The sequence below is a fragment of the Parablautia muri genome (genome assembly GCF_009917485.1).
Taxonomy (GTDB): Bacteria; Bacillota; Clostridia; order Lachnospirales; family Lachnospiraceae; genus Suilimivivens; species Suilimivivens muri.
Map to the genome: position 1 here is coordinate 23026 of NZ_QZDT01000024.1, position 12300 is coordinate 35325.

Genomic DNA, 12300 nt, shown 5'->3' on the forward strand with positions numbered 1-12300 from the left:
TTGAAAAAAACGTTCCAAAAAGCACTTTGCTTTCAGGAACGCTTTTATTCATTATATCAGATTTTATCTTTTTAGAAAACACTGAAATTATTAAGCCGCCTTTTTCTGTGGGAAAAATTTCCGCAATACCAGCCACAACGCACCTGTAATACATACGGACGAATACGTGCCACACAAGATACCTGCCATAAGAGGCAGCGCAAATTCCTTAACAGAAGATACCCCAAATATATATAATGCGGCTACCATAACAAAGGTAGTCAAGGAAGTAAAAATACTTCTGGAAAGCGTCTGGGTGATACTCTGATTTACCATGTCATCCAAAGAATCCTTCCGTCCCATATTTTGCATATTCTCACGGATACGGTCAAAGATAACGATAGTCGCATTGACAGAATATCCTACAATCGTCAGCATACATGCGATAAATGTATTGCCCACAGATACTTTAACAATCGCATAGAAGGCAAGCACCACCAATACGTCATGAATCAACGCGATCACAGAGCTTGCGCCAAAGCGAATGTCCTTAAACCGGAACCAGATGTAAACCAGCATACATAAAGTAGCAATTACAACCGCCTTAACTGCGTCTGTTTTCATCTCACCGCTGATAGTGGAGCTGATGGTTTCCGTGGTAATTTTATCTGCATCCACAGCAAAATTTTCCACCATTACATTTTCAAAGGTATCTCTTTCCTCCGTGCTCAAAGTACGTGTCTTAAAGATTACCTCATTGGTGCCCTCCACCTTCTGGGTCTGTACGTTGCCATCTCCGGTAATATTTTCAATCAACGGCACTATATTTGCATCAATATCCCCTAACGGCATATCCTCGTTAAACACCACATTTGTGGATGTTCCTCCTACGAACTCAAGGCTGTAGTTCAAGGCGCCGCCGATTTGGGATTGATTGATTCCCATAAATACAAAGCCTGCCAAAATAGCCAAAATAGAGACGCCAAAGAAAATTTTCTTTCTGGAAGTAAAGTCAACCGCCTTTCGTTCCTTCGCGCTGCCATACCATTTCACATCCTGCAGTCCTACCGCATAAAAAGATTTCAGCAGCATTTTCGTGATTACCATAGCTGTAAACATGGAAAGCACGATACCAAGCGCCAGTGTTGCCGCAAAGCCCTTAATGGTACCTGAGCCCAAAACGCCCAGCACAAACGCTGCAATCAAGGTGGTAATGTTCCCGTCAAAAATAGCAGATGCTGCTTTTTTAAATCCTGTATCAATGGCTGATTTAACGGTTTTGCCCTTTGCAATTTCTTCTCTGATTCTTGCAAAGATAATTACGTTTGCATCCACCGCCATACCAATCGAGAGGATAATACCTGCAATACCTGGCAGGGTCAATGTAATTTCGAAGGCATCCAAAAGAATAACGATCAGCTCCACATAAAGTCCAAGAGCCAGGCTGGCCGCCAAGCCTGATAAATGATAGACAGCAATCATAAAGATGACGATAATCGCAAATCCAACCGCTGCCGCCTTAATACTGGTAGAGATAGCCTCCTCGCCAAGCTGAGCGCCCACTATCTTAGAATGGAGCTCCTCTAGCTCAAGCTTAAGGCCGCCAATACGGATTGTGGAGGCAAGCTGCTCTGCTTCCTCATAAGTAAAGCTTCCGGAAATCTGCGCGGAGCCATCTGTAATTGCCGCATTAACGCTGGGTGCGCTTACAATTTCCCCATCATAATAAATTGCTATGGATTCTCTATTCTGATAGGCTTTCGTAGTAGCTTCCGCAAATTTAGCGGTACCTTCCTCCGTCATGGTTAAGTCAACCACTTCCTCACTGTTCTGCATCTGGTTGGTGATATTTCTTGCCTGGGCAGTTTTTACATCCGTACCCACCAGCACAATAGAACCCTCTGCTTCAAGCTCCTCAATGGATTTATACAAAGTGTACACCGGTTCCCCGGCATCATCCATTCCCATCAGTGCATAGTTTAGGTTCCCCTCCGGGTCATGCTCTGCTATAAAATATAAGGAACCGGGCTTTCCAAGATCCTCCAAAATGGCATTGGCATCTGATACACCCGGGATTTCGATATTAATTCTGTCCGTCCCTTCCTTATATACCACTGCCTCCGTGCTATAGCCCTCCACACGCTTTTGCAGTTTGTAAATGGTATCAGCCATGTCCTCATCGCTGGGCGCTTCATCTCCCACCGCCTGATAGGTGATGCTTACACCGCCCTCCAAGTCAAGGCCTAAATTGATACTGGCCGCGGATCCTGAACCATCCGCTCCGATTCCCACTGCTGCAGTGTAGCCAAATCCGGCAAGCAGCAATACGAACACCAGTAAAATGATAATTGCTTTATTCTTCTTCATTTTATCCTCATTTCTGCGCTGCTTTTTTGCGCATAACAAAGTTTGTGGATGCAGCGCAGACACAAACTCATTAGATTGAAAGATTTATCCTTCAATCTTTACATCCCCTTGCATACAATAGGCAGAGCCTATTGTCATATATCGCAAGCTCTGCTTGCGATACTGCCACCGATAAAGAGTTTGGAAGTTTACTTTCAAACTTATTCTCCCTCTAAATCAGCCAAAGCTGCTTTTATCATAATTGCGCACTCAATACGCTTTCTCTGCAGCTCGCAGCCCAATTCGTAGACATCACTAATCTGTCCATGGAAATTGTAGGAATTGGCCGCACATCCGCCGCTGCAATAAAATCTGGCAAAACAGCTTCTGCACTTCTCTTTCGCGTAGACATTACAGGATTTAAAGCTATCTCTTATATCCGTTCTGGTGATACCCTCGTCCACATTTCCCATAAGAAATTCTTCCTGTCCCACAAATTGATGACAGGGATATAAATTCCCCCAGGGTGTTACCGCCAGGTACTCTGTTCCCGATCCACAGCCGGAAAGTCTTTTGGCAACACAGGGCCCGCCCTCCAAGTCTATCATAAAATGGAAGAAATTAACACCCTTTCCTTCTTTTCTTCTATTTAAAAGTTCCACCGCCAGACGGTCATACTCCTCCAAAAGCGCCGGAAGATCTTCCTGCCTAAGCGCATAATCATCCGTAGGCTGCGCCACAACAGGCTCCACGGAAATCTGTTCAAAGCCTAAATCTGCCAGATGTGCCACATCCTTTGCAAAATCCGGATTATTCCGTGTAAAAGTGCCCCGCACATAATAATTCATCTGGTTTCTGCTTTCCGCCACCTTCCGGAACTTAGGAACAATCGTATCATAGCTTCCCTGGCCTCCTCTGTATGGCCGCATCAAGTCATTGATTTCCTTTCTGCCGTCAATACTAAGGACAATATTTGCCATTTCACGATTGGCAAATTCTATTATTTCATCATTCAGCAAAACGCCATTGGTCGTCAAAGTAAAGCGAAACTTCTTATGATAGGGCTTCTCAAGGCTCCTGCCATATGCTACCAGCTCCTTTACCACCGGCCAGTTTAAAAGAGGCTCCCCGCCAAAGAAATCCACCTCTAGGTTTATACGATTTCCGGAATTCTTCACCAGAAAATCCAGTGCCTTTTTTCCGGTCTCCAGGCTCATAAGCGCCCGGCGTCCATGATACTCCCCTTCCTCTGCAAAGCAATACTTACATGCCAGGTTACAATCATGAGCAATATGCAGGCATAGAGCCTTTACCACGGTTTCTCTCTTTTTAAAATCTACGATATAATTTTCATAAATATCAGGCGCATAAAGCATGCCTGCTTCCTTCAGCTCCATAACCTGTGAAAGCGCATCTAAAATATCCTCACCGGTATATCGATCTTTCAGGCGCTCTAAAACCTTATCTTTTGTTTCTTCTTCTCCACAGTTATTATTTTGCAGTTCTTCCACAAGGGGAACCACATCATATACCACATCATCCACGACATGTACAGACCCACTGTTCACATCCATCACAATGTTATAGCCGTTATTTTTATACTGATGTATCACTCTAACCTCCATGCTGCCGCCAGTTCGCAATTTTTCATTTTTTAGACGCACAATAAGCAGCGACATAAAGCCGCTGCTTATATTCGCTATCCTATTTTTCTGCTCCCTGGACCATTCATCTAAAATCGCTGCTTATTTTACCTTTTCGCAGCTCTGATTTCCTACTGTACAGGAAGTCTTGCACGCTGACTGGCAGGAAGTCTGGCACTCGCCGCAGCCGCCCTTTTTCATGGACTCTTTCAGGTCTCTGGTTGCTAATGTCTTAATACGTTTCATATCTTAATCCTCCATGTCTTAAACGCCCGGCAGGTTTGTACCACAGGCACAAATTCACTGGCGTTCCATATTGATACAGTATAGCATAGTTACTTTTCATCTTCAACAATATTTTCTTCCGCTTCTTCGTCCTGCACTAAAGCGGTATCTTCACTCTCTATCTTTTCAGGCAAAATCATCAAAACCTGCACCACTCTGTTCTGGCTGACTCCCTTCACCTGAAGGGTAATGCCCTCTTTCGTGACAATGGTTTCTTCATCCTCCGGCAGACGATCCAAATTTTCTATAATAAGTCCACCAATGGAATCATAATCCTCCGATGCAAGCAATGTGCCAAGCTCATCGTTGATATCGTTTAGCTTCATACCGCCTGCCACCAGATAAGTCCGTTCGTCTGTCTTACGAATCAGTTCTTCCTCGTCCTCATCATATTCATCCCGGATCTCACCTACAATTTCCTCCAGCAAATCTTCTAATGTTATCATACCCACCGCAGCGCCATACTCGTTTAGAACAAAGGATATGTTAATTCGCTTTTCACGCATTTCCATCATAAGATCCGCTGTTTTCTTAAACTCATAAGTGTAATAAGCCTCGCGCATAATATCGCTTATTTTAAACTGCTCCCTGTTATCCACCAGTATAAAATCCTTGATATTAATCAGACCGATAATATTATCCTTATCCTCCTGATAAACCGGGATTCTGGTATACATATATTGTTTAAAAAGCGCAAGAACTTCCTCATAGGTGGCTTCCTCGTCCACTGCCGTCATGTCAATACGGGGAATCATAATATCCTTAGCGACAGCATCGCTAAAGTCAAACACATTATATATCATTTCCCTTTCTTCCGACTCAATAACGCCGTCCTCATGACTGACTTCAACATAAGTACGCAGCTCTGTCTCTGTCATGGCGGTTTTTTTGCTGGTATCAATATGTAGCAGCACCATCAGCCCGCCTGCCAGCTTATCCACTAAAAAAATCAGTGGCGTCATCACCTTCATAAGCGCTGCTATGATAGAGGCATAAAAAAGCGCAATCTTTTCCGAATAAATCATTGCTAAATTTTTCGGAATAATTTCCCCGAAAATCAAAATGATGATGGTCAGAGCTCCTGTTGCAATCCCGACTGCAAGATGAATCTTAAGGGCCAGTGTAGTCGCAAGTGCGGAAGCAGATATATTTACAATGTTATTTCCTATTAAAATAGCGCTCAACATCTTGCTGTACTTATCCAATACATTAAGCGTTGTCTGCGCACGCTTACTCCCTTCATCCGCCATAGACTTAAGCCGCACCCTGTTCACTGTGGTAAGCGCTGTCTCCGCAGATGAAAAAAAGCTGGAAAGTCCCACCAAAATCAATAAAGCAAACAATTGTATGACACCATCGGTATCCAAATTAAAACCACTCTCCTTATAAAATATATTTTTCAACAGCTTAAATTTTTTAGCATTCTAGGCTGTTTCATTTTCCGCCTCGCAAATTATATTTGAAAAAATTTCCTCCGGACGGCTTATGCAAATATTACAATATAGGGGTATTCTCTGTCAAGTTCAGACATATGATTGTAGTATAAAGAAATTATAAACTCTTTGTAAAAAGAATGGGGGAAGACATGTTAAAGAAACTCAACTTAAGCGCAAGAATTACTTTCATATTAAAATGCCTGCTAATATCCTATCTACTGACTACCGGACTGCTCCTTTTGCTTGCCCTGATGCTGTACAAATTTGAGCTGTCCGAAAAAATTGTGTCTATCTGTATCATCGGAATCTACATACTGGTCACCTTTCTTGCCGGATTTCTTGCCGGAAAACGTGAAGGCAGCCGGAAATTTCTGTGGGGGCTACTCATGGGTGCCCTTTACTTCGCCATATTAGCAGTAGTTTCCATTGTGACCAATCAAGGCATTGGGGAGATCTCAAGAAATTTTATTACTGTACTGATGCTGTGCTGCGGCAGTGGTATGCTTGGAGGTATGATAAGTTGATTCGAGCTGGCCTTCGTACAGCCAGCTCTAAATCCCCTTTTACACATCACCCACGCACAGCTCGTGTACCACTTTCAGTATGTCCTGCACGCGTCCCATCTGATTTGGGCTGAAACATTCAAGCACATCTACCATTTTCTCTGGTATTTTGTTGCTCTCGTTCCCGGTCAAGATATAATCACTACTCACATTCAAAGCCTTGGAAATTTTATATAAAATTTCCACTGTAAAGCCTTTCTTCCCCACCTCAATTTCATATAGAAATTTTGCAGATATATCAACTTTCTCTGCCAGTGCATCTCTTGTGTAACAATTGGCTTCACGTAGACTACGTATTCTGAATCCTATGTCTTTATATGACATTTTTACCTCCATCCTGAAAGTCTTCAAACTTTCCAGTCCTGTTCCTGTTAACCTGTTTCAGGCACGCATGCTTTACCATAAAAAATTTTAGCATATTTTGTCGGAAAAGCGAATTAATTTTGCTGAACTGCATGTTATCGTTACTCAATTTAGATTATTTGACAATTTGTGACAAATATCGACAAATTAATACAAGTTTTATATCATTTAATCAAAAAGAAGCATAAATTTCAAAAAATAATATAAAATTTTTTTGTGGTAGAGAAAGGACAAAAATATGAAAAGGAAAACAATATGAACGAATTTTTAAAAGAACAGTATCAATTTAGTGATTACCAAATTGCACAACTGGCATTTACGTTTAAATCAATAGGCTCTGAGCTGAGTAAACTGTTGATAATGGGAATTATTTTTCACAATGATTTGGGAAGATATGTTTTCGCAGTGGCGGTGATGATGCTTTTGAGAACGGCTACAGGAGGGCTGCATTGTAAGAAGTATATTACTTGTTTTCTGGTTACGTTTTCTTATATGTTTTTAGCATTAATGGTGCTGCCCCTTTTCGAAATAAACAAGGTGTTTCAATTAATCTTTCTATTTATATGTATGCTTGGCAACTATTATATTGGGCCGGTAACTTCTAAGGTGCATCGCCCATTAAATGAAAAATGCACCAAGCGGGTTAAGGTGCAGGCATTTGTAATTATTTTCTTTTATTTAACTCTCACGTATATAGTACCTGAGAATCCTTATGTTACTGTTGGGTTTTGGGTTATTATATTAAATACTTTGCAGCTTGTTACTGCAAAAATACTAAAGAAGAAAGGAGAATTTCATTATGAAGGGGAAACTTGTGAAAATTTCTAAGCCTTTATTGACGGCTTGTATGGCATTAGGTATATTAGTTGGCTACGATATTGCAAGCATGATTTTTTTTGGAGAATATGAATATCCAACAGAGCAATAATTAATTGCTCTCAAAATGTAATTGGTAGTGTTTTTAATTTTGTGTCTTTACCCTTCCACCTTATTCCAGAGGCCGGGTGTGGGCAGAGCCCACAAGCCCTTATAAATGCTAGGTTTCCGGCTAATTATAGTTGGTAAAAATCTGCTAAGGAAAAAATCCAAAGACACATAATTATTTACACCCTCATGTAATTTATTTGTTATATTTCTTTTACGATTCTTTATGTAATAAAACATCATCCTATAACTATATTCTAGTCATAGGATGATGTTTTATCTTTTACCACTTTAAATGATAACCAGTTGGCATCATCTATTTTAACGTTCTCGCAATAAATATTTAAAGTATATTCATCGCAAATTTTCTTAACATTATGTAGTCCTAAACCTCTGTCTTTTCCTTTACTACTGAATCCTTTCACAAAGAACTTATCAATCTCATTATAATCTATATAAGGACTTTCATTTCTAACTTCAATTTCAAGCTTTGCATCTTCCGTCAAAGAAACGTAAAGTTTATTTACCCCATCTGTCTTCTCTATTGCTTCCACCGCATTATTTATTAAATCACCTAAAATTTCCACAACTTTATAAACAGGGATTTCTATATTTGACTCTATGATTTTAATACGGTAGTCTATGTCAATGCCTAATTTGTCTATTTCCATAAATTTACCATATAAAAATCCAGCAACAATAGGATTAGAAGCCTTTAAAAGCTTATTAAACTGGTTCTCTTTTGATATTATTTTACAATATGTATCCTGAGCTTTAACTAACTCATCATATGTATCATAAATATAATGTTGACTATAAATGGTATTAATATGATTATCAAATTCATGCTGTCTTAACCTAATGTTTTCAATCAATCCTTGAAAAGAATCTGCATATAATTTATGCATTTTCAATTCGGTTTCAACTTCTTTAGTTTTTATCTTGTATTTCCCCACTTGATCCGCTAATATCAAAGTACAAACTATACTTATGAACAACAACATTGCTTGATCAATAAAAAAAACATTCGCTTCTTTATATCTAAAAAGCAAAAAAGCTATCAATACTATACATATAATCAATATAACATTTTCTATTTTCTCTTTACTATGTAAAAAATTCATAATTCTGCTAATTTTACATTTTGGCAGTAAAAATGTTACTAACACAAATGCAAAGCAATTGATAAATAATAATCGATAATTTTCAAACCAATTTAAACCTAATATATGTAAAAATGGTATCGAAACTACCATTTGAATGCTGCCAACAATTATAATACAAAGTACCATATTTATTAATATACATGCAATTTTAAATTCAAATCTTATTCCACAATATATAAACATAATAGGATACATAATTAGAGTATACTGTTGAGGTAATTCATAATAATTTACCATCGTTAAAATTATCATATATGTAGCCAAAAAGCTTACGGTAGAAATATCTAGTCTAAATTTTTCGCCATACAAAGCATGTACACAAAAAACTATCGTCAACACTTCCAACAACAAACAAATATTCGTAATCATAACCCATACTCCGCTAATATTTTCTTCTTATAAGTAATCCCGATTTCAACCTGTTCTTCCACACCTTTCAGCGTTATAAATCTATTCGCAATGTCCACATTTAAAACATAATCTTTATTGACAATTGCATATCTGCTGCACTGTATCAGACAGTCCGCATCAACCTCATCCAGGAGCTGTTTGCAGGTTTTATAAGAAATGGACAATGTACCGCCTTCTACCATATGTATATCAACTGCGCGGTTTCGGCTTTCTATATAAATAATGTTCTTTACTTTAACCGGATATAAGATTCCGTCTTTTCGAAAGCAGAATACTTTGCCCTCCTCCTTGCAGGTAGAAAAAAATAAAGCCTTCTCCACAAGCTGCTTAACGTTCTCTGGAGAGAAAGGCTTTTCTACATAACCCAAACAATGCAAGTCGGTGTAAGCATACTTGGTCGTATCTTCCAGGGATGTGATAAACACGACAGGGGTAAACATGTATTTCGGAATCGTCCTGACTCTTTCAACCAGTCTGATTCCTGATGTATCTCCTGACCGTGTTGTATCCAATATGATATCTACCAGGAAAACATCAATTGTCTTCTCCATGAGAATTTTATAGGCTGTCTTTACATCCGATGCCGTATAAACCGTTATCCCTGTGTTTATCTCCAACACCAGCTTCTTAAGCATTTCTATTTGTATCTTGTTATCTTCAATAATTAATACTGTCTTTTTCATAAGTACTGCTTTACATTCTGATAAACCATAATACCTGTTCTGTAAGTGATAGTATTTTACTCTGGATAGGTACTGTTATCTGAGTCCAAAGATCATCTATTATGATATTTTCCACATGATCATTATGTAAAATCAGGCTGGGCTTACACCCTGTAACCTCATATATCCGGAACAATAGTTCCACATCAGGACATGCCTCATTCTTTTCCAGCTTACGATATTTTTTGATATTTACACCAAGCTTTTCTGCCATGATCGCCTGCGCCACGTCCAACATTTGTCTAACCTCGTACAGTACCGAACAAGGGCTTTCACTATTTGCGCGCATTTGCAATATTTCCATCTCACATTTGCACTCAGAACTCAGGTTCGGACAGCATATGCCGATACCCTGCTTTAAAAGCCATGCAACTGCGCTTAGAACTTCCCTTTTATTTGTTTCTTCAACCTGCTGCAATATGGTATTTAGTTCTGAAGCACCTCTATCAAAATTTTTACCTGTAACCAGGTAGTCTACATCCCAGCCCATGCCCTCAAGAAGTTCCAATGTCTTGTAGGGCATAATTGTTTTTCCAAGCTCTATTTTGCTAAACTGGCTTTGTGTGATGCCAAGCGCGTTACTCAGCTCATCCTGTGTCATATTCAAACATAGTCTATACTGGTTAAGCCGCCGCAAAAAATCATCATAACGTTTACGCATGAAATCGTTCCCTCACGAATCAATTATGTACTGCTATGATAGATTTTACGGGATTAAACTATTCCCACCTTAGACCTATATTTGACTATTACGCATTATGTAATAATATTCAATACCGTATATGGAATCATTTTATATCGCAAATAATTTTCCTTCGCTATTTTTCTGCTGTTTTGTAAAAAATTTCTCTCTGTTAAATAGCATTATGTATAATTACAAACCTCGTATTATACAATTTCTATATTTTACATTCATTATTTTTAAAATATGGTAACAGTATTACAAAATATGATTCCCAATTATAGTATTCTTATTATGATGAAACATGAAGTTAAATATATAAATTTAAGAGTAATTGCTTCTATGTTGATCTCTGTCCCAAACCCTTCCTATTGCTCTCTGCGGGCCGGATCAGGAAATAAAACAGGAAAACAATCATTCATCAATCATTTTCCTGTCTCATAGTTAGCAATATAAATTTCAATATTTATGTGTAAATTAGTTTTATTTATGTGCCAGCCACTTACATTCTGTCAGCTCCATACACGAAAACCTTGCTTCAAAGGAAGATTCCTCTGGCGAACAGGCGTATATTCCAAACCTGATTTTCTCCGCGCCCTCCCATATATGGCAGATTCTCATTTGTTTAAATTGAATACCATCCTGTGAGCACTCTATACAGTAGTCTGATTCTCTCCTGCTCAATCGATACCACATTGTTTTGATGGACGCATCAATATCCGTTGTAGCCCAGTCTGAATATCCGTGATTTGTTGCAACGCTTCCTAATCTCTGGTATGTATCATTTTCATATTCAATGGAAGCCTTCAGCCAGTTTTCGCTGTCAAGATACATTACAACCCCGCATTGGTCAAATCTGCGTTTACTGTCAAATTCTGTTTTTACAACAAAAGAAAAATATTTTTCCTCTGTCCACATTTGCAGGACAGGAGCGTTATCATTTTGAAAACCGTAATAAGTTCTCTGCCACAGATCAGTACCTGGCTCTGTCTGAATTGTTATTTTATCCTCGCTGACAGAAAATGTTTTTGGCTCCCTTGTCCATGTTAAATCTGTTGTGTTAAAGTTCATTTTCATACCTCCCGCATACTGCAAGCTATGCTTGCAGCTCCTTTCTATTACAATATATTTATGGTTGATATGCCTAACAGCCAGTTAGGCTATTATCCATCTTGTTGCTTTTAAGATTGTTTATTCATAAATACATTTTTGAAATCTTCCTCCGTAATTGCTCTGAGCACTTTGCATGGATTCCCCACCGCAATCACATGGTCTGGAATATCCTTTGTTACCACGCTTCCTGCTCCAATCACTACATGATTTCCAATTGTCACACCGGGTAAAACCTGCACACCTGCCCCAATCCAAACATTGTCACCTACCCTTATCGGATAAGCGTATTCCAGTCCTTTGTTTCGGCGTTCTGCATCAATTGGGTGTCCCGCTGTGTGGAAACCGCAGTCAGGTGTAATAAAAACATTGTCACCAAATGTAACCTTTGCGCCATCCAAAATCATCAGATTGTGGTTGGCGTAAAAGTTCTCCCCAAGCTCAATGTTATATCCATAATCGCACCAAAAAGGAGCTTGTATTGTAAATTCCCCTTTTGTTTTTCCAAACAGCTTTTTAAGTATTTTTTTCTTATCTCGAAGCTCCGAAGGCTTAGTATTGTTATATTCGAAACAAATATCCTTACAGATTTGCCTTTCCTGTATCAAAGCTTCATCATAATTTGCATCATAGAGCATGCCTGCCGCACATTTTTCTTTTTCCGTCATAA

13 protein-coding genes are annotated in these 12300 nt (G+C 39.0%); 3 read left to right on the plus strand and 10 right to left on the minus strand.

Features of this window, described 5'->3' with window-relative positions; translation table 11 throughout:
- Positions 1-90 precede the first annotated feature (90 nt).
- The 4 genes from secD to D5281_RS14435 all read right to left on the minus strand — a co-directional run bounded on the left by secD (position 91) and on the right by D5281_RS14435 (position 5620).
- The gene (gene secD, locus D5281_RS14420) at positions 91-2346 is read right to left on the minus strand and encodes a protein translocase subunit SecD (RefSeq protein WP_160560832.1); all 2256 of its coding nucleotides are present in this window, start codon (positions 2344-2346) and stop codon (positions 91-93) included.
- A gap of 200 nt (positions 2347-2546) precedes the next feature.
- Positions 2547-3938, minus strand: a complete 1392-nt coding sequence (gene scfB, locus D5281_RS14425) for a thioether cross-link-forming SCIFF peptide maturase (protein ID WP_330585041.1) — start codon at positions 3936-3938, stop codon at positions 2547-2549.
- A gap of 132 nt (positions 3939-4070) precedes the next feature.
- The gene (scfA, locus tag D5281_RS14430; protein ID WP_022351575.1) at positions 4071-4214 is read right to left on the minus strand and encodes a six-cysteine ranthipeptide SCIFF; all 144 of its coding nucleotides are present in this window, start codon (positions 4212-4214) and stop codon (positions 4071-4073) included.
- Between the two features lie 89 nt (positions 4215-4303).
- The gene (locus tag D5281_RS14435) at positions 4304-5620 is read right to left on the minus strand and encodes an HlyC/CorC family transporter (protein WP_160560833.1); all 1317 of its coding nucleotides are present in this window, start codon (positions 5618-5620) and stop codon (positions 4304-4306) included.
- A gap of 218 nt (positions 5621-5838) precedes the next feature.
- Between D5281_RS14435 and D5281_RS14440 the strand changes: the two genes are divergently transcribed.
- Complete coding sequence (locus D5281_RS14440) at positions 5839-6213, plus strand: TIGR04086 family membrane protein (protein ID WP_160560834.1); 375 nt, start codon at positions 5839-5841, stop codon at positions 6211-6213.
- A 39-nt stretch (positions 6214-6252) separates the two neighbouring features.
- Here D5281_RS14440 and D5281_RS14445 read toward each other — a convergent pair whose 3' ends face one another.
- Positions 6253-6576: a helix-turn-helix domain-containing protein gene (locus D5281_RS14445; protein ID WP_160560835.1), complete on the minus strand. Its 324-nt coding sequence runs from the start codon at positions 6574-6576 to the stop codon at positions 6253-6255.
- A gap of 294 nt (positions 6577-6870) precedes the next feature.
- Here D5281_RS14445 and D5281_RS14450 point away from each other — a divergent pair, with 294 nt between their 5' ends.
- Complete coding sequence (locus tag D5281_RS14450) at positions 6871-7443, plus strand: accessory gene regulator B family protein (RefSeq protein ID WP_160560836.1); 573 nt, start codon at positions 6871-6873, stop codon at positions 7441-7443.
- A complete protein-coding gene (locus tag D5281_RS25755) occupies positions 7415-7543 on the plus strand; it encodes a hypothetical protein (protein ID WP_277935375.1) in 129 nt (42 codons plus the stop codon). The genes D5281_RS14450 and D5281_RS25755 overlap by 29 nt, the downstream gene beginning before the upstream one ends.
- 253 nt (positions 7544-7796) lie before the next feature.
- Here D5281_RS25755 and D5281_RS14455 read toward each other — a convergent pair whose 3' ends face one another.
- The 5 genes from D5281_RS14455 to D5281_RS14475 form a co-directional block, all read right to left on the minus strand.
- Positions 7797-9074: a sensor histidine kinase gene (locus D5281_RS14455; protein ID WP_160560837.1), complete on the minus strand. Its 1278-nt coding sequence runs from the start codon at positions 9072-9074 to the stop codon at positions 7797-7799.
- A complete protein-coding gene (locus D5281_RS14460) occupies positions 9071-9799 on the minus strand; it encodes a LytR/AlgR family response regulator transcription factor (RefSeq protein WP_160560838.1) in 729 nt (242 codons plus the stop codon). The genes D5281_RS14455 and D5281_RS14460 overlap by 4 nt, the downstream gene beginning before the upstream one ends.
- Positions 9800-9809: 10 nt before the next feature.
- Positions 9810-10499, minus strand: coding sequence for a helix-turn-helix domain-containing protein (locus D5281_RS14465; protein WP_160560839.1), 690 nt, complete (start codon positions 10497-10499; stop codon positions 9810-9812).
- A gap of 504 nt (positions 10500-11003) precedes the next feature.
- The gene (locus D5281_RS14470; RefSeq protein WP_160560840.1) at positions 11004-11591 is read right to left on the minus strand and encodes a DUF1349 domain-containing protein; all 588 of its coding nucleotides are present in this window, start codon (positions 11589-11591) and stop codon (positions 11004-11006) included.
- A gap of 110 nt (positions 11592-11701) precedes the next feature.
- Complete coding sequence (locus tag D5281_RS14475) at positions 11702-12298, minus strand: sugar O-acetyltransferase (protein ID WP_160560841.1); 597 nt, start codon at positions 12296-12298, stop codon at positions 11702-11704.
- Positions 12299-12300: the final 2 nt, after the last annotated feature.

What these genes read in the sequence shown, in the direction of transcription:
- D5281_RS14440 (WP_160560834.1), top strand. Translation starts at nt 5,839, where the DNA reads ATGTTAAAGAAACTCAACTTAAGCGCAAGAATTACTTTCATATTAAAA.
- scfA (WP_022351575.1), bottom strand. Translation starts at nt 4,214, where the DNA reads ATGAAACGTATTAAGACATTAGCAACCAGAGACCTGAAAGAGTCCATG.
- D5281_RS25755 (WP_277935375.1), top strand. Translation starts at nt 7,415, where the DNA reads ATGAAGGGGAAACTTGTGAAAATTTCTAAGCCTTTATTGACGGCTTGT.
- D5281_RS14470 (WP_160560840.1), bottom strand. Translation starts at nt 11,591, where the DNA reads ATGAACTTTAACACAACAGATTTAACATGGACAAGGGAGCCAAAAACA.
- D5281_RS14465 (WP_160560839.1), bottom strand. Translation starts at nt 10,499, where the DNA reads ATGCGTAAACGTTATGATGATTTTTTGCGGCGGCTTAACCAGTATAGA.
- secD (WP_160560832.1), bottom strand. Translation starts at nt 2,346, where the DNA reads ATGAAGAAGAATAAAGCAATTATCATTTTACTGGTGTTCGTATTGCTG.
- D5281_RS14455 (WP_160560837.1), bottom strand. Translation starts at nt 9,074, where the DNA reads ATGATTACGAATATTTGTTTGTTGTTGGAAGTGTTGACGATAGTTTTT.
- D5281_RS14475 (WP_160560841.1), bottom strand. Translation starts at nt 12,298, where the DNA reads ATGACGGAAAAAGAAAAATGTGCGGCAGGCATGCTCTATGATGCAAAT.
- D5281_RS14450 (WP_160560836.1), top strand. Translation starts at nt 6,871, where the DNA reads ATGAACGAATTTTTAAAAGAACAGTATCAATTTAGTGATTACCAAATT.
- D5281_RS14445 (WP_160560835.1), bottom strand. Translation starts at nt 6,576, where the DNA reads ATGTCATATAAAGACATAGGATTCAGAATACGTAGTCTACGTGAAGCC.
- D5281_RS14460 (WP_160560838.1), bottom strand. Translation starts at nt 9,799, where the DNA reads ATGAAAAAGACAGTATTAATTATTGAAGATAACAAGATACAAATAGAA.